Raw genomic sequence first — 16,954 nt, 5'->3', positions numbered from 1 at the left:
CAAGCCGGCGGACCGGCGATCTCATGTCGTTGGGAGGAAGCTAGGGGCAGGCTGGCGCGGCGGGCCTGCACGAAACCGAAGAAAATTTGCACAAAACCGGAAAAATAATGCAGGGCCGAATCGGGCCTTCGACCGCCCCGGCCGCGATCAGCGGAACCTAGTGGCTGTGTCGGTATCGTCCGGGTGTTATGCCAGTAAAGCGGCGGAACATCCGCGTGAAATGCTCTTGATGGGAGAAGCCGCAAGCCAGCGCGATCTCGGCCAGACTCAGGGTCTCGTCGGCAAGCAGCGCCCTGGCGCGCTCTATGCGCAAATTGAGCACGTATTGATAAGGCGAGACGCCGCTGGTCGCCTTGAAAAGCCGCACGAAATACTCGGTGCTGCGGCCACACAGCTCCGCCAGCTGGTCGAGGCGGATATCGCTATCGATATTGGCATCAACGAATTCGCGAATGCGTGCCATCTGCCTGCCACTGAGCAGGTTCGGATGCTTGCCGGCTTCCGTGCTCGGCTTGTGGAAGTTGATCGCCACGAAACGGTTGGCGATCGCTTGCGCGATCGGATCGATGAAGAGCGACGAGGCCGGCAGACCACCGGTGATGGTATCACCGATCGCCGAGGCAAGATGCTCCAGCACAGCGTCCTGATCGCCGAGCATCGGCGCGAGGCCGCTGATCACGCCGGGTGACCCGTCAGGGCCGGCGAAAAGGTCGGAGCGCAGATAGATATGGGTGGATTCCAGCGGTTCGCGCAGGAGCACGTTGCATGCATGGCCCGCCGGCAGGAAGAAAACGCCACCGCGCGGGATGTGCCGGGCGACCGACTTGCCCTCCATCACATACGTGATGTCGACCGGGCCGCCCCGATGTAACACCATCAGATTGTCGGATAGTGCGTGGAAGTGCCCCTCAAACGGTCGTTCGCGCTGAACCGAGGCAAATGCGGACGACCAGCCGAGCCCTTCGCTCGAGCCGCGGAATTCGGCCTGGAAGCGGTTCAGGATCCCGTGCGTCTCCTGCACCCCAAAATTCGACGTCGCCTGCATCCGACAGACCAAGGGCTCGAGGCTTCGGTGCCGCGGAGTAAAACCCAATGGCCCTCAATTTTCAATACAATCGCTCCCATCGTTGCTGCAGCGCAATGGCGATCGATCACCGACGAAAATCTCCCGATGTCGACGCTACTTGGTCGAGAGCACCTCACCGAACCGCTCCCACCGCTTGCCGGTGAAGCGCATGAACTGCAGCTGCTCGACCGGCAGATGGTCACTCTCGCCGGTATTGACCTTGATGCCGGGCAGTAGCATCGGCAATTCCAGGTCTTTGATCGACAGCGCCTGCCGCAGAATGTTCTCGCGACTGAGGTCGTCGCCGGCCGCCTTAAGCACGTGCTCCAGCCCCATGCCGTTGTTGTAACTGTTGACGTAGTTGGAGTCGCGGACATCGCCATCAGGTACGTATTTGGCCATGTAGTCGCGCCACCCCTTCACGCCGGGGTCGTCCGCCCAGGCCGGATCGAGCGGATCTTTGACATAGGCACTCGAAATGATGCCGGTGCCGGCGTCGAGCCCGGCGGGCTCCATCACCGAGGACATCCATACCGACACATTGGTCAGGAACGTCATCGGACGCCAGTTGATCTCGTAAGTCTTGCGGATCGCCTGCGCAGCGAATTTCGGCGTCGCGGCGATCACGAGCGCATCCGCGCCGGTCGATTTGAGCTTCACGATCTGGGAGTCGATCGTCGGCTCGGTCGGCTCGTAGGTCGCCGCCGTGACTGCCGTGTCGAACCGATCGCCGAGCACATCCTTGAGCCCGGAAAGGTAATCGCGGCCGAAATCGTCGTTCTGCGCCAGCACCGCGAAGGTCGCCTCGGGTTTCTTCTGCAGGGCATAGCGCGCATACATGCGGGCCTCGTTGCGGAACGGTGCCATCACGCCCATCAGCGCCAGGGGAAACTGCGTAAGGTCGCCGAACTTCGAGGCGCCCGAGGCGACGAACAGCTGGGGCACCTTCTTGCCCTGCAGATATTTGGCGATCGCCGTGTTATGCGCGGTCCCCATAGTCGAGAAGATGAACGAAACCTGGTCGCTCTCGATCAGCCGGCGCGTCTGCTCCACGGTCTTGGGTGGCACGTAGCTGTCGTCGAGCGAGAGCAGGTTGACTTTGCGGCCGTTGATGCCGCCGCGGTCGTTGACCATCTTGAAATATGCGACCTCGCCCTTGCCGAGGATGCCGAAGGCGGACACCGGCCCGCTATAGGGCATGGTCTGTCCGATGCGGATCTCGGTCGCGGTGATACCGGGCTCGTCTTCGGCTACAGCCGGCGCCGCGAGAACGGACCAGACCACGTACAGCCCTGCAGCTGCGATAGCGCTTCGCATCGACACCTCCCTGATAGGCCGCGCTGAGAGCGGCTGTTTGTCCGGGGCATAGCTTTCCCACGATTCTTGCGACGTCTTTCGAATTACTCGGCTGCGAGCGGGCGTCCAATGGAGATGGGCGGGGTCCTCGAGCGCCAGATCGAAGTTCTAACCAATGCTTGCAGCCAAGCGCTTGGCCTCCGTCGTCGCTTGCCGGCGCATCGCTTCGAACTGTTGCCGTTTCGGATCGATGTCTCGATTGGTCGGGAACGACTGAAGTATCTCTCCGAACGACTCTGCGACTTCGTCTTTGAATTCGCCGTGCGGAAGAATGTATGGCTCGTTCCCGACGATTCCTTCGACCACCCGTTCGCCTACGGCGAGAGGATCCATCCCGGCTTCCAACGGCGAACCGCCGGCCGCGAACGGGCCGCCCGCCGATTGAGCAGAACCGAACGTGTTGAGGTGAAGCGTCGTGTCGACGAGATTGCTGCGAACTAGGCCGGGACAAAGGAGCGAAACGCCGATGTTGTGCGGTCCGAGCGCCATTCGCAACGACTCCGTCAGGCCGCGCACCGCGAATTTGGATGTCGAGTAGATGCCGCCGGGATTTGGAAGAGCGAGAATGCCGGCCATCGAGGAGGTGTTGACGATGTGACCACCTTCTCCATGCGCTCGAATCCGGGGAACGAACGTCGCGACGCCGTTGACGACGCCCCCGACGTTGATGTTCATCACAAAATCCCAATCCGCGAAGCTCGCGTCTTCCATAGGCACCATGCTCGATACGCCTGCATTGTTGCAGAGTATGTGGACCTTGCCGAATACCTTCTCGGTCTCCGTCGCCGCCCGTGCCGTTGACTCGCGGTCGGTAACGTCCAGACGGATCAGATGGTAGTTCTTGTTGGAGCGATCGAGGGCGGAAGCCGCCGCATCGAGATGCGATTGACGGACGTCCGCGATAACGACCTTCACCCCATGTTGCAGGAACGCGCGGGCCATTCCGAACCCGATCCCACTCGCGCCTCCCGTGATGAACGCGACCTTATCTTCGATATCTTTCATTTGATGGCGCTCCTGATCCCTTGCGCTCGCCCCTCGACGTCATCGCGCCTTCTCGAGCATGAGCGATGCCTCTGGCGTCGCTTCACGGATGCGCCATGCCACGAACGTGTCAGGCCGCACCAGGACACAACCGCTCTCCTCAATTTCGCACTGTCGATACCAGTCGGCGTAAATGTCAAGTGCAGCGCATCCAACTGGGCCGATCGTGACCACCGCGACGGCGATGCCATGCTTGTCTTCGACAGCGTCCGCGGCCGCCTTCCACCATTCGCCGCCGATTCAAGCGGGCCTCTTTCCAAGACTCACACCGCCATCAATCGGAATTTGCGCACCGGTAATGTAGCTAGACGCGGGGGACGACAGGAAAAGAGCTAATCCCTTCAGGTCGTCAGCGTCTCCAATGCGGCCGATCGGGATCGTGGCTCCTATTGAGTTTTGGACCTCGGGCTGCTTTAGCCACCCACCTCCTATGTTCGTGACGACGAACCCGGGCGCGACTGCGTTCACGCGGATTTTGTATTGGGCCAGTTCGAGAGCAGCGTTGCGCGCCAGATGAGCTGCTCCAGCCTTCGCGGCCATGTAGGCTGCCCCTATCATGCCCTCATTCAAGTAGGCGGCGATCGACGTTGTGACGACGATGCTCCCGCCTCCTCCGCCTCGTTTCATGTGGCGCGCGGCAGCGCGAATGGTGGCGAAGATGCCATTGAGATTAACCTCAATATTTCTGTTCCACCGCTCGTCCTCGTAGTTTTCGATAGCACCTGCCTCGGACGGGCTGCCGTCCGGGTTGGAAAAGCCAATTCCCGGGTCGATGCCTGCGTTGGCAAAAACGACGTCGAGGCGTCCGTATTCTGCTGTGACTTCTGCGAAGACCTGATCGACCGCCTTGCGATCAGTCACATCAAGTTTGTGACCTCGAACGTCCAAACCTCTTGCGGAGAGCCGGTCCACCTGTTTGCCCAGGGAGATCGAGTCCACATCAAGGATCGCGACCCGTGCACCGCTATCGGCCAGTGCTTCGACAAAAGCGAGACCGATGCCGCTGGCGCCGCCCGTGACAATCGCGCCATATCCCTCGACAGAGAACCTCTCGAACATCATCAGCTCCCGCCCTAATCGAATAGCCTAGGACATCCCCGGGATGTCTAGCTGTTCGCAAGCCAATGCGAGGTCGCCCCGCCAGCATTGGTCAATGCCATGCGCGTCTCCCCCAGAATTCCGCGTCGTTCTTGCGAAGCGTTTGTTGAAGCAATTTAGGAGAAGCAGGATACCGCCGCCTGCACAAATCGATCCGGCTTGCAAAAAACTGACACAAACTGCATGTCGCAATGCGGCATCATCGTCGGCCACTTGAAAAAAGAAGGGATTCCTCAGTTCATCCGCGTCGATACGCACCGGGCGTGGACAGAGCTTGCGGCACGGCGGCAGTGCCATTCCTGCCCTTACACCCGCTGCGGCAGGTTCAGCTGCTCCGCGAACCTGACGAAGTATTCGAGGCTCGCCGGGTTCGCCATGGAATCGGGGCTCGCCACCCTTTCGGCAGGAGTGCCAAGCAGCAGCTTGCGCACCGGAAGCTCCATCTTCTTGCCGGTCAGGGTGCGTGGGATCTCCTCGACCTGGAAGATCTCGCTCGGCACGTGGCGAGCGGAGCCGTAGGTGCGGATCTGTGTGGCGATCCTCGCCTTTAGTTCATCGGTGAGCATGAGCCCCGGCTGCAGCACGACAAAGAGCGGCATGTAGGATTCTCGCCCGAGATACTCGAGGTCGACAACCAGACTGTCGCGGATTTCTGCAATATCCTCGACAACGCGATAGATCTCCGCGGTTCCGATACGGATGCCAAACCGGTTGATTGTGGTATCGGAGCGACCGTAGATCTGGCTGGTCCCGGCGGCTGAAAAACGGATCCAGTCGCCATGTCGCCAGCGGCCGGGAAACTGCTCGAAGTAGCTCTCCTGGTAGCGTCGGCCGCCCTCATCGTTCCAGAAGAATATCGGCATCGACGGCATCGGCTTGACGATGACGAGCTCGCCGACCTCGTCGATGACCGGTTCACCCGCCTCGTTGAAGGCGAATGCTGCGACGCCCAGTTCACGGCATTGGATTTCTCCGGCATGGACCGGCAGCACAGGACTGCAGCTCACGAAGCCCGAAGCTATGTCGGTGCCGCCGCTGATCGACGCAAGCCAAATATCTGATTTGATCGCGTCGTAGACCCACCGATAGGCCTCGACCGGCAGCGGCGAGCCGGTCGAGCTGATCGACCGCAGCTTCTCCAGCGCGACGAATTCCTCAGGGCGCAAGCCGTCCTTCATGCAGTTGGTGAGAAACGCGGCGCCGCAGCCGAAATGCGTGACGTCGTATGCATCCAGCAATTTCCAGATCGCCCGATTGTCCGGCCAGGCCGGATTGCCGTCGTACAGCACGATCGAGGCACCGGTCAGCAGCGCACCGACCTGCAGGTTCCACACGATCCATCCAGTGCTTGCCAGGAACATCAGGCGTTCGCCGGGACGCAGGTCGTGCTGGAGCGACATGGTTTTGAGATGGGTAAGGACGATACCGCCGTGGCCGTGTACGATCCCCTTCGGCAAGCCCGTCGTTCCGGAGGAATAGACGATCCAGAGCGGGTGCGAGAACGGCACTCGATCGAACTGCAATTCGGCGTCGCCGCTGACGGCATCGCCCCAGCTCATCACGTTGCGCCATCGGATCGGTCTCTCCGCCGCGAGCGGGCCGGGAACATGAATGATCTGGCCGACGCTCGGAAGCCCTTCGCGCAAATCCTCGACGATAGGCGCGCGATCGTGGGTCTTGCCGTTATAAGTGTAGCTGTCGGCCGCAAACAGAACTTTCGGTTCGATCTGGCTGAAACGATCGAGCACCATGGTTCGCCCCATCTCGGGAGAGCAGCTGGACCAGATGGCGCCAATACTGGCGCACGCCAGAAGCGCAACGACCGTCTCCGGGCGATTGGGCAGGTAGGCGGCAACGCGGTCACCCCGCTTGATGCCCAGACGACGCAGTGTTGCCGCCAGCGCGGCCGTCTGTTGCCGCAGAGCTTCCCAACTAACCTCCCGGGCCTCGCCCGTTTCACTGAGCACGACGAGCGCAGGCGATACGGGCCGAGCAGCGCGGAAGATGTGCTCGGCATAGTTCAGGCGGGTATTCGGAAACCAATCGACGCCGGGCATCGCGTCCGATTGCAGCACGGGGGTCGGGTCGCCGTCTGCCCGCACGTCGAAATAGTCCCAGATCGATCCCCAGAAGGTGTTCAAGTCGCTCGTCGACCAGCGCCAGAGGTCCTCGTAGTCCTCGAACTTGCGACCCTGGCGCTCATCAAGCCAACCCATGTAATCCCACAAGCGAGACCCGACGATCTTGTCCTCGGACGGGGTCCACAGCAGCTCCAAAGTCGCAGTTGCTTTCATCGTCAGTTCTTTCACTACTTGCGGCGCCCTCCGCTATCCAAGCATCAAGCGAGTAAGCCTATTCGAGCTTCGGCGAGGGGCGCACGGCGTGCAAGGCTTTCGCTGGCATCGTCGAACACCAGCAAGCTGGTCGCTGCGTCCACGACAATCCCGGAATTCATTTGACCAGATCCGTAGACGTCCGCCAACTTGGCCGGCTCATGGGATGGTCGGCCAGACCTCCGGCCGCTACTTCACCACAAGATGCGGCGGCGCGTAAAATCGAATTTACGTTGGTCGTGACCCCACATATTCCGAGATCCACCTTTCCAGGAAAGCAGCGATGTCATCGCTGTTCCTTTCTTGCATCATCAGGTGGCCGTTGCCGCGCAGGCCATGGTCTTCGAGCCGCAGATGGACGGCTCGCACGCCTGCCTGAACGAGATAATCGACGGTGCCATGGTCGTGCATGGACCAGGCCGACGCCTCCGATGTCACGACAGCAACGGGTATCGATGCGAGGTTGGGAAGACGCCTCGCCGGCTCTTTCTGAACGAAGCAGTCCGCCAGCCCCGGCTTCTGAGCCTTGCGGATTTCGCGCCGCAGTTCAGTTGGGCCTTTGACGGGCGGATCGAACGTCATCGGGATCGCGGTGAGTCCGTAAGAGAGGTCGCCCAGCCCCATTGGCAATTGGGCGAAAGGCGGCCCCATTGGCTCAACCGCGACAATGCCTTTCACCAGGTGCGGTCGACTATCGGCCACGAGCCAGCCGAAGGGCGCGCCCATGGAATGGGTGAGCAGGATCGCTGGACCGATACGATCCAGCAATTCGGCTCCGGCTCGCTGCATCAGCTGTTGCGTCTGTGCCAGAAAGACAAGGAATGGACCTTGGGTCGCGATGAATTGGTCCAGAACTGGATCGCCTACGACGCCGGAACCAGGCCACTGATTGTGCTTTTGCGCGTTCGGCCAGCTGTTCGGCTGCTTGCCGGGCGCGGTAAACAGCGTCATGGCAAATTCGTAGGTCAGCGGAGGTGTCATGGGACCCAGAGCCTCCGGATGCAGGGGTGAGCGACCGTGCCCTGGGCGGTCGACGACATAGACCGCGTAACCCTGTTTCAGAAAATAAGTGGCCCATCCAGGCCGTCCATCAGCAGTACCGAGAAAATCCGTTCCCTGCCCCCCACCTCCATGCACCATCACGATGGGATATGGATGCCGGATGTGCTCCGGGATCTGATATTGTACGAACATCTGGCCCGCAGCGATGGTGCCATTCGGTGTCTGCTGGCGGACCAAACCGGTCCAAAAGAATCCCTGATCTGCCAGCACCAACGGAGCAGGTTTTGCTTTAGTTTGGGTCACGTCCCCTCCGACTTTCTTCAGAGATCCAGAAAACCGGTCGGCAGCCCGAGATTGCTGCGACCAATGTACTTCGCGAAGGTCATGTACTGGGAGGACATGTGTCCTCGATACATCTGGGCGTCGCCAAAGTATCGAAGCATCCTTGAGCCCTTCCGCGCCGCGGTCGACCCGGCGGTCTGGAACAAAAGTTCGATGGCTTCACAGGCAAGACGTGCGCCGGTCTGCAGCATTCCCCAGAGTCGCAAGTTTTCTTCCGCGGAGGCTTGCAAACCCGTCTTCGCCCACCGCTGGCAGTAGTCCATGTGCTTACGCAAACCCTGGAGCAGCACGCCTTCGGCTGCATCGGTCAAAGCTATGGCGCGGCCATAGTTGACCTGGAAATCAGTCTCGAAGGCGCGCTTGATGAAAGGTGGAACAAATGTGTTTTGCGAGAACAGGATATCGCGATATTCATCGATCGCCGCGCGCGCGGCACCGACGATAGGCGATGTCAGGGCCGCGTGATAAGGACCCATGAGAACGCCGAGATACATGGGGTTGCCATGCAATCGCGTTCCGGGTGTGCCATCGGAGAGATCCTGCTTTACACCCAGCGCGTCGAAGAACGCGGTCATGTGCTCGGGCACGAAGACGTTGTCCAACTTGACGCTGTTCGAGCCGGAGCCGCGCATACCCAAGGTGCGGTCTCCACCCCAATCGCCCAGAATTGTGTATTGCCCACGCGGCACAACGAAGTTCAGGATTCGTGGTGGGAACGAAGTTTGAAGCAACGTTGCGCCCAGGAAGTGCGTGCTGTGCGGTATTCCCGACGAATATGGCCACACACCATTAATGATATAGCCGCCCTCGACCGGCAGGCACGTGCCCCCGGGGGCAGCCCGGTGCGGTGACGCGAAATGTCCGGATGAACCGAAGATTTCGATCTGTGCAGCTTCCGACCAGTGCGAGGCTATGACGGGCGCATGAGAAGCGGCCAACGTCAAGCACCACCCTGCGGACGGATGACCGCGCGATATCTCCACCATGACGCGAAAAAATGTTTCGTAATCGAACTCGTAGCCACCAAACATTTTGGGCTGCAAGATCCGATAGAATCCAGCATCAATGAACTTCTGCTGGATTTCGTCCGAAAAATGTCCCCGCTCATCGGTTTCGTCCTGCGATTCCCTCAACAGCGTTCTCATCGACGCGGCGCGGTCCACCAGATCCTGCGGAGTGAGGTGAGGTTCCGGTGCCGGCAGGCTCTTGCGCATGGCCTGAACGTTCATTTCTATCTCCTGATATTTCCGTTGAGCGCGGTTGCGGCTAACCGGCGACAGGCATTTATGCCGGCGAACTCACAATCATTCTTCTGTGCCGCTCGAGCACCCGCGGCGCAGTTTCGTCCAGCATCAGGCAAAGCAAGCCTGCACAGATACAAAGCGTAGCGGCGATCCACATCGAGCTGGACGGACCGAACACGTCGGAAGCGATCCCAGCGAGGGCCGGGCCCGCGAAGCCGCCCGCGAGCTCGCCCACCCCCATGATGAAGCCAAGCGCAGTAGCAACATGGGTCGCCGGGATTGTCTCGGACGGGACAGTGGCCATGAACAACGAGAAGCTGCCAATGGCGAGATAGCCGACCCCCATGAACAACACCATCAAAGGCAAAGGTCCATCGAACATTACGGTTGTCACCGGGGCAACCACGCCGACGAAGCCTGACAAGATGAGAATCGGACGGCGGCCAAATCGATCCGACAGCGCCGGTACGATGATCGAAGACGCGGCCGTTGCGATACCGGTCGCGGCCACGGCAACGCTCATCACGCCGGGCGACAGACCGCGAACCTGCACCAGGTAGATCGGAAGGAACGTTATCTGGATCAGGAGCCAGGACACCATCAGGCAGCTCACGATCGCGCAAACCCAGATGTTGCGATGTTTCAGCATCGTCGAAAGCGGGATCGTGTTGCGCGCAGACGCAGCCGATATCGGAACGGCACCCGACGAAGGTTCACGGATAAATGCGACAATCAGGGCCGCCACCACGAAGCCAGGCACCGCCGCAATGTAGAAAGCACTTCTCCAGCCGTAGATCTGCCCAATTGCGACGAGCACCAGAGGAGCGGCAAAATTACTTAGAAGCGCGCTGAAGAAATTCTGCAGAACGCCCATGTTGAAGCCGCGACGGTGCTCCGACGATTCCGCAGCCATGATCGATTGCGCGATCGGAAGTACAGGTCCTTCCGCAAATCCCATAACGAGGCGCGCGGCAAGCAACGTCAGAAACGAATTGGCGAGACCGGATCCTACCGAGCAGATCGAGAAGATCACTATCGCGCAGACCAGGAGCGTTTTACGATTTTGAAAATAGTCCGAAAGAGTGCCGACGGCATAGCCGGCGATTGCCCAGGTCAGCGCCAGGCCACCCGCGAGGGCACCCAGCTGGGTGTTGTTCAGATGGAGCTCAGGCACCAGAAATGGAGCTAGAAAATTCAGCGCCAGACGGTCGAAAAATACGAAGCCAAACGCGGCTCCCATCAAGACGACAACGAGATTTTCATAACTAAAAATGCGATTCTTGCTCATGAGCCCTCCTTAGTGTTTCCCGTTCTGGTTTTTTTCGGCCGCGTTCTACGCGCATTGCGCCGGCGCGGCTTCTGATATTTGTTGAGGCGCCAGCCCATTGCGCCGGCTCTCGTACAGCCGCCGCATTTTCGCGAACTCGACGACCTGCTCGGCCACGAATGCAAGCTGTTGCGCTATGATCGGATCACTGCACGCACCATCTGCGGAAAATGGCCTCTGCGCGGTGTTAATCACCGCTGAAAATGGAGTCGGCCAACCGCGCAGCGCGTGAACAATGGTCCGCAGAGTCCCCAGCGTCGCTCCCATGGCTTGGGCTCCGCCCGCGCATACGATGGCGCCGACAGCGCGTCCGGCAAGATAGCTGCGCGCGTCGGCGCGGAGATCCTCGGTGTAGTCTATTGCGTTCTTGACCAGGCCGGAGATCGAGCCATGATAGCTTGGGGTGGCAATGATGACGCCGTCTGCGGTGCGCAGTGCTTCGACCAACGACGTCGCACGCTCCGTACGTTCGATGGCGTCGTAGTGAGGCAGGTTCAACGATTGGCCCGCGAAGATCTGTGTTCTTGCACCGAGCCGCGCGGCTTCTGTCAAAGCCAGGCGGAGCGCCCTCTCCGAGGTTGATCCGTCGCGCAACGTTCCGCCGATCCCGACGACGAGCGGAGACCAGTCCTTCATCGCAGCGGCCCACTTTCCTGAGCAGCACGATCACCCGAGGTGCAAGGCTCCTCAAGCGAATGCTGGCCAATTTGGATATGCGAGCACCCTCGCCCGGCATCGAACAATGCCATGCGCGTCTCTCCCTATCATCGGCGCCGTCATTGCGTGTGGCGCCTCTTCGTGAGGTGAAATTAGGACATGCCGGGTGGCTAAGCCTGCACAAACCGGACCGGTTTGCAGGAAACTGACACAAACTGCCCGCTTCGTTGACAGGAAACGAGCCAGCGTTCAGATCGGAAAGGCTGATCGTGGGGCTCTTAGTTCATCGCCCGTCGATAAGCGCCCGGCGACAAGCCCGTCATCCGACGGAACGTGTTCGTGAAATGCTGCTGGTGCGCAAACCCGCATTGCCTTGCAACTTCCGCGAGGCCAATGTTTGGATCCGTCAGGAGCAGTTTCGCATGATGAATTCGCACCCCCACAACGTAGCGGTGAGGAGACACGCCCAGCGAAGCCTTGAACACCCGTATGAAATACTCGGGACTTACGCCGCAGATCGCAGCCAAATCGTCCAGCTTGATGCAATCCGCGATGTTGGCTTCGACAAAATCACGAATCGAGCGGACGCTACGTGTACTCAGCTGGCGTTCCACAGCACACGGCGCTTTCCGCTCCCGTGCATTGAGCACGACAAGGCGATTGGCTATTGCATGCGAAATTGAATCGGCCAGGAGGGAACACGAGGTATCACCCTCACGCACCATTTCTTCCACCACTGCCAGGAGATTGCCGGTTAGGGGCTCCGGCTCACCCAACAAAGGCAAGAGGCCAAAATCGGAGTTCTGCGCTTTACCTTCAGAGCCAGAAAACAGTTCAGGACGCAGGTACACATGGATCGAATTCAACGGCGTATTTAGCGTCACCTCACAGTCGCGGCGCGGCGGCAGGAAAAAGATACCCTTCTCCTGCAAGTGCCTGGATACAACACGCCCGTCGATCCGATAGGTAACATCGACTGGTCCACTAGCTGCAGTCACCAGCAGGGCGTTGGCATTGGCTTCGAAGCGGCCCCTGAACGGCTCTTCCCGCTGAACCGATGCGAACATAGTCGACCAGCCGAGCCCCACACTGGATGCCTCGCGTTTCACGGCGAACTGTCGCAGCACGGAATGGACCTCGCCTCCGTCAAAAGGCCGCACGGTATGCTCATTTTGCGCTGCGGCTGGCGATGGTAGATCGGAGCGTTTCTGCATTGGCCCTAGCTGCTTGTTCAGTTGACGCTGCGACGGTACCGACCAGGCGTTTGACCCGTCAGCCTGCGGAAGGCACGCGTCAAGTGTTCCTGATGGGAGAAGCCACAGCGTAGAGCTATCTCAGCGAGCCCTTCCTGGTCTTGCTCGATCAATCGCTTGGCCCGTTCGACACGTGCCGCGATCACATATTGGTATGGTGATTTGCCGGTCGTTGCTGCAAAAGCTCGAACGAACGACTTTGTGCCGATGCCGCACGCGCTGGCCATCGCAGCAAGGGTGATCTCACCCTCAAGATTGGCTTCTATGAAATCCTGAAGGCGCCGAAGTTGGTATTCAGGCAGCCCAGCGGTCTGAACCTGCCACGGTTCGCTACTCCTGCTAATCGCGGAGACCCTGTTCGCAAGCGCCCGCGCTATCGGATCGATGAAGCGATCTGAATTCGGGGCATTCTCGCAAACCGCCTGCTCAACCGCCTGTGCCAGATGCTGTATAACCACATCCCGTTCCACCAGCAGCGGTGTAACATCGTGGACAGGAATTAAGTTTGCGCGGAGATAAATATGGAGAGTATCCAGCGCCCCATGCAATCCTACCTCGCACGCATGACCTGCCGGCAAAAAAAAGATGCTTCCTTTTGGAATGCAACGTGAAGTGACGTGCCCGCCGGACGCAAAGGTCGTCTGCACGGGGCCGCTACGGTGCAACACAATGAGGTCGTCAGCGATCGCTTCGAACCGCCCCTCGAAGGGATTCTCTCTTTGGATCGACGCGTAAATCGAAGACCATCCATGCCCCTCACTTGTAGCACGGATGTCGGCCCCAAACCGTTGCAGAACACCGTGGGTATCGGAGCCTCTAAACTCGCGCTTGGCTTCCATCTCGTGCTCCGCGTGTAGTCAGCTGACGGGGCCCGCTGCAGCGCAATATGCGCCTCGTGGTGATGAACGATAGTTCATTATAACCACGATGCTGTAAGCACGCCAGCGCCCTCGTTCGTCTGACCGAGCCTCCGCAAGGGAGAGGTAAGGGGCTGGAGCTGATCAGTTCTGTCGCCAAGATATTCGGCAGGTCGTCGATAAAGTTGATGCGCTTCTGCTATTCGTTGCTCCTTCAGCACTGGATCCTTCGCAGCCAGGTCCATGCGACGCCTCTGACGATAGATCTTGATGATACCGCCTTCTTCGACAGGGCTAGCTTCGAGCGCTCATCAGACCATCGAACATTGTTCCAGCACGGAGTCGCTCCTGGGGCACTCGTAATGCATCAACGACGAAATGCAGCTGTTCCGTTTTACGTTGCCGGGTCCACCTAGGCATCACGGATGCACCACGCAATCGGCCCCGTTAGCCAATCGGCAAGCCCATATCTAACCATCTTAACCGCGGCAGTGAGTGGATATTGTTTGAGGCAACGCGTCGGGTTGTTGTTCGAGGCGTTCAACCTATTCCGTATCTGACTGCTGGCGGCAACAATCACGCCAGAGAGCGCGCGATTCGCGAGCTCCACCGCGTCGGGTTAGAATGCTGATGAGGACCTTGTGTTCGTAAGAAGCCAAGTCCTGTCTTGGCACCATGAAGCGACTCGTCAAGGACACGAAACATCACATCCCATGACACGCAGCTGGTCGTTGATCATCGCTTTCTTTGCGTCTGTTTGGCCAGCTCGCTCGCGCAGTGATCGAGTTCAAGTTCAGTGCAAAGCACCGGGCGGCGGCACCCCAACGCATCAGCACCAACTCGCTCCCGGCTTCCGTGTTGCGGATCGCGGACGCTGCATCGTCGGGGAAGACGCCGGGCATCGGTTGCAAGTTGCCAACGTAGCCGTTTACCACGCGGAAGAGCGCGAGAATGGCGACTTGGTTGGTGGTGATACTGTAAAGGTTGCACATCGTAGGCGAACCAAAAAAAACCGGGTCCCGTTCCGCGGCCAATGCCCTTGTCGTGGAGAACGGCTCAACAGCGTTGGCGAGCGTCTCGCCGTCCATGCCAACACCGCTGTCGGTGACGAAGATGCGGATGTAGTCCCCGGCAGGCAGGTCCTGCTCATTCCGCTCGGCGAGGGTCACCTCCGATGCTCCTGTAACCCGAGGATCGCAGAACCAGTGATGACGTAAACCGCCTCTCCGAATCGACACTGACGCGCAAGGGCGCCCTCCGTGCACCATTTTGCAGGACAAGTGTTCGCCGCGACCGGCCGCAAGTCTCGATAGCCTTTGCACCCGTTTTTTGCGAGGTGGAGCAACTGCTTGCTTCTGCTTTTGCTGCCGAAGATCTCGTCTATGCCCGGTTCTCGGTGGGGCATGGGTCGATGAGCAGGTCTGTTTTGGTTGGGCGCTGAAAACGTCCACCAAACGTCCCGTTCTGATGCTCATTCGCTACAAGCGATTGATTTTGCTTGGTGGGCGCACCAGGGCTCGAACCTGGGACCCGCTGATTAAGAGTTCAAAACCGGCGCCTCTCCGCGATTTCTGAATCTGCGCCACACTACGATGAAGCCGAGAAAGGTCTTTTATTTATAGAGACTTGTCGCATAGCTTCGCAGCTCAGCGAACCCTGACCCTCAAACACCTCAGTTCGCCAAAACCGTTTGAAAACCGTTTTAGCAGTTCACGTCGACCCTCATGACAGACCTCAGCGATAAGGCCATCGCCCAGCTGCCGACTCCTGAAGATGGCTGGTATTTGGCTCGCGACACCGAGTTGAAAGGCTTCTTCGTGGTTGTCGGGAAGCGAAAAAGGACCTTCACTGTTTCAAGGTGATCTTAGACAACGAGGAAAGCGGGCATCCCTCCATCAGAGTATCGATTGGTGACGCCAGCGAGTTGACGACCAGGGCAGCCCGCGCGATTGCCAAGGAATATCTTGCTCAGATCAGCAAGGGACAGCACCCGAAAGCCAGGGAGAACGGAAACTCCGAACAAGCCGCAACTGATGGGAATGGTGCTGTAGGGCCGCCACCCTGGAGCAGGCTTGGCAACGCTACCTGGAAGCCCACTTGATCCAAAAAGGCCGTAGCGAGAAAACGATCAGCGGGTATTGCGATCACGTTGAACGTCTCTTTTCGGAGTGGCTGGAGACCCCCGTATGGGGACCGGCGATTTGAAAGCATGGTTTCTCGAACTGGCAAATCTTGAGAACCCAATCCGGCGCGAATTCCATCTTTTAGCATTGCTGTGTGGATCTAGACCCACCGCCTTGCAGCAGGTCAGACCCGAACACATAGATTTTCGACGGCGTACGCTCCACATCCCAAAGCCCAAGGGAGGCAGTAAGCGAGCGTTCGACATCCCGCTATCTCGGCAAATGATCCTGTGTCTCATTCGGTGCTCCGTTTCGGCCACTGTCTCATCTGGGTTATCGATCCGCGCTTCATCAGGTCCTCAGCCCTTGAAGGCCGTTTGAGCTTCCGGCAGATCCCAAATCTTGCCGATCGCCTTGGCGCCTGCCGAAATGATCGTGGCCTCATCACGGTGGAGATACCGGCCGTCACCCACCAGCACCCGTCCATCGACGATCACGTGATCGATATTGGCGCGGTTGGCGAGCGCGACGAGGGCGCGCCGGGATCGTATAGCGGCTGAAGGTGCGGATGCGTCATGTCGACGACGGTGAGATCGGCGGTTGCGCCCGGTGTGACCGTGCCGAGGTCCGGCCGGTTGATGATGCCGGCAGCGGTCGCAGCCGCACAGCATCTGCGGCGAGACCTCGAGCGACGAGCTCATGCCGTAGAGCGTGTCGTAAACCGTGAAGCCGTGGTTTCGCGAGACCTGCGCGGTCGAATAGATCGGGTCGACGAAGGCAAGATCGATCGTCGGGATGAAGTGCAACGTGGTCTGCTCTTCGGCGCGCAAGATTCCCGGAAATGAGAGCGCCGGGACCGCGGCTGCAGCTTTCAACAGGGAGCGTAGCGGGGAGCACTCGCCGCCAACAGGCGAGCTATTCACCATCGTAGCCAACCCACGACTACCGTCACCGACTGGCCGCTGCTGGCAGCTTGATAAGCTTTCGTGTGAAATCTGTCAGTGTCGAGCGAGTTCGAGATCAATTGCGATTAAGCCCCGTCAAGCATCGGGCTTCGCTTTTTGGCGCCGGCAGAATGTCCGGGCGAACCTCCAATCCAGATGCGAACAATAACTATGCTACGCGGCCAGGTCGTATGGCATCCGCGAATGTCCAGTTCGCATCCTTACCGAGTTCGGTCAGCGGATTGGCGTCGCAAGAATGGTGCCGTTATTGCGCAGTTAGGCTCGAAGCTGGCCATCGAACGCTTGCA

General features: G+C 59.4%; 13 protein-coding genes and 2 pseudogenes. 1 reads left to right on the top strand and 14 read right to left on the bottom strand.

The annotated features are described in order from the left end of the window. Nucleotides 1–157: 157 nt before the first annotated feature. The 13 genes and pseudogenes from QA640_RS20585 to QA640_RS20530 form a co-directional block, all read right to left on the bottom strand. Nucleotides 158–1,045 carry an AraC family transcriptional regulator gene (locus QA640_RS20585; RefSeq protein WP_283042412.1) on the bottom strand — a complete coding sequence of 296 codons (888 nt, stop codon included), beginning with the start codon at nt 1,043–1,045 and terminating at the stop codon, nt 158–160. A gap of 135 nt (nt 1,046–1,180) precedes the next feature. After that, nucleotides 1,181–2,383, bottom strand: a complete 1,203-nt coding sequence (locus tag QA640_RS20580; protein WP_283042411.1) for an ABC transporter substrate-binding protein — start codon at nt 2,381–2,383, stop codon at nt 1,181–1,183. Nucleotides 2,384–2,530: 147 nt separating this feature from the next. Beyond that, the gene (locus tag QA640_RS20575; protein WP_283042410.1) at nt 2,531–3,427 is read right to left on the bottom strand and encodes an SDR family NAD(P)-dependent oxidoreductase; all 897 of its coding nucleotides are present in this window, start codon (nt 3,425–3,427) and stop codon (nt 2,531–2,533) included. 39 nt (nt 3,428–3,466) lie between these two features. Beyond that, nucleotides 3,467–3,706, bottom strand: a complete 240-nt coding sequence (locus tag QA640_RS48360) for a hypothetical protein (protein WP_349253751.1) — start codon at nt 3,704–3,706, stop codon at nt 3,467–3,469. Continuing rightward, complete coding sequence (locus QA640_RS20570) at nt 3,707–4,525, bottom strand: SDR family NAD(P)-dependent oxidoreductase (protein ID WP_283042409.1); 819 nt, start codon at nt 4,523–4,525, stop codon at nt 3,707–3,709. A gap of 344 nt (nt 4,526–4,869) precedes the next feature. Beyond that, nucleotides 4,870–6,858 (bottom strand): acetoacetate--CoA ligase, encoded by a 1,989-nt coding sequence (locus tag QA640_RS20565; protein ID WP_283042408.1) that lies wholly within the window; start codon nt 6,856–6,858, stop codon nt 4,870–4,872. A 267-nt stretch (nt 6,859–7,125) separates the two neighbouring features. Beyond that, nucleotides 7,126–8,202 carry an alpha/beta hydrolase gene (locus QA640_RS20560; protein WP_283042407.1) on the bottom strand — a complete coding sequence of 359 codons (1,077 nt, stop codon included), beginning with the start codon at nt 8,200–8,202 and terminating at the stop codon, nt 7,126–7,128. A 17-nt stretch (nt 8,203–8,219) separates the two neighbouring features. Beyond that, the gene (locus QA640_RS20555; protein ID WP_283042406.1) at nt 8,220–9,470 is read right to left on the bottom strand and encodes an acyl-CoA dehydrogenase family protein; all 1,251 of its coding nucleotides are present in this window, start codon (nt 9,468–9,470) and stop codon (nt 8,220–8,222) included. 55 nt (nt 9,471–9,525) lie between these two features. Beyond that, the gene (locus tag QA640_RS20550; protein ID WP_283042405.1) at nt 9,526–10,773 is read right to left on the bottom strand and encodes an MFS transporter; all 1,248 of its coding nucleotides are present in this window, start codon (nt 10,771–10,773) and stop codon (nt 9,526–9,528) included. Nucleotides 10,774–10,818: 45 nt separating this feature from the next. After that, complete coding sequence (locus tag QA640_RS20545) at nt 10,819–11,448, bottom strand: NAD(P)H-dependent oxidoreductase (protein ID WP_283042404.1); 630 nt, start codon at nt 11,446–11,448, stop codon at nt 10,819–10,821. A gap of 299 nt (nt 11,449–11,747) precedes the next feature. Beyond that, nucleotides 11,748–12,683 (bottom strand): AraC family transcriptional regulator, encoded by a 936-nt coding sequence (locus tag QA640_RS20540; RefSeq protein WP_283042403.1) that lies wholly within the window; start codon nt 12,681–12,683, stop codon nt 11,748–11,750. Between the two features lie 17 nt (nt 12,684–12,700). Beyond that, nucleotides 12,701–13,561 (bottom strand): AraC family transcriptional regulator, encoded by an 861-nt coding sequence (locus tag QA640_RS20535; protein WP_283042402.1) that lies wholly within the window; start codon nt 13,559–13,561, stop codon nt 12,701–12,703. Between the two features lie 875 nt (nt 13,562–14,436). Beyond that, nucleotides 14,437–14,571 (bottom strand): annotated as a pseudogene (locus tag QA640_RS20530) (SOS response-associated peptidase); the annotation flags it as partial. 732 nt (nt 14,572–15,303) lie between these two features. On the opposite strand from QA640_RS20530, the gene QA640_RS20525 reads away from it, so the two are divergent. After that, the gene (locus tag QA640_RS20525) at nt 15,304–15,441 is read left to right on the top strand and encodes a hypothetical protein (protein ID WP_283042401.1); all 138 of its coding nucleotides are present in this window, start codon (nt 15,304–15,306) and stop codon (nt 15,439–15,441) included. 926 nt (nt 15,442–16,367) lie between these two features. On the opposite strand, the pseudogene QA640_RS48355 reads toward QA640_RS20525, so the two are convergent. Further along, nucleotides 16,368–16,628, bottom strand: a pseudogene (locus QA640_RS48355) (ABC transporter substrate-binding protein); the annotation flags it as partial. Between the last annotated feature and the right edge of the window lie 326 nt (nt 16,629–16,954).

The organism is Bradyrhizobium sp. CB82, from assembly GCF_029714405.1.
In the GTDB taxonomy this organism is placed as follows: domain Bacteria; phylum Pseudomonadota; class Alphaproteobacteria; order Rhizobiales; family Xanthobacteraceae; genus Bradyrhizobium.
The sequence above is the reverse complement of the archived record's forward strand: the minus strand, read 5'-3'. Positions and strand labels throughout refer to the sequence as shown.

Excerpts from the sequence above, each read along its gene's own strand:
- QA640_RS20585 (WP_283042412.1), bottom strand. The coding sequence starts at position 1,045 with ATGCAGGCGACGTCGAATTTTGGGGTGCAGGAGACGCACGGGATCCTG.
- QA640_RS20580 (WP_283042411.1), bottom strand. The coding sequence starts at position 2,383 with ATGCGAAGCGCTATCGCAGCTGCAGGGCTGTACGTGGTCTGGTCCGTT.
- QA640_RS20575 (WP_283042410.1), bottom strand. The coding sequence starts at position 3,427 with ATGAAAGATATCGAAGATAAGGTCGCGTTCATCACGGGAGGCGCGAGT.
- QA640_RS20570 (WP_283042409.1), bottom strand. The coding sequence starts at position 4,525 with ATGTTCGAGAGGTTCTCTGTCGAGGGATATGGCGCGATTGTCACGGGC.
- QA640_RS20565 (WP_283042408.1), bottom strand. The coding sequence starts at position 6,858 with ATGAAAGCAACTGCGACTTTGGAGCTGCTGTGGACCCCGTCCGAGGAC.
- QA640_RS20555 (WP_283042406.1), bottom strand. The coding sequence starts at position 9,470 with ATGAACGTTCAGGCCATGCGCAAGAGCCTGCCGGCACCGGAACCTCAC.
- QA640_RS20550 (WP_283042405.1), bottom strand. The coding sequence starts at position 10,773 with ATGAGCAAGAATCGCATTTTTAGTTATGAAAATCTCGTTGTCGTCTTG.
- QA640_RS20545 (WP_283042404.1), bottom strand. The coding sequence starts at position 11,448 with ATGAAGGACTGGTCTCCGCTCGTCGTCGGGATCGGCGGAACGTTGCGC.
- QA640_RS20540 (WP_283042403.1), bottom strand. The coding sequence starts at position 12,683 with ATGCAGAAACGCTCCGATCTACCATCGCCAGCCGCAGCGCAAAATGAG.
- QA640_RS20535 (WP_283042402.1), bottom strand. The coding sequence starts at position 13,561 with ATGGAAGCCAAGCGCGAGTTTAGAGGCTCCGATACCCACGGTGTTCTG.
- QA640_RS20525 (WP_283042401.1), top strand. The coding sequence starts at position 15,304 with ATGACAGACCTCAGCGATAAGGCCATCGCCCAGCTGCCGACTCCTGAA.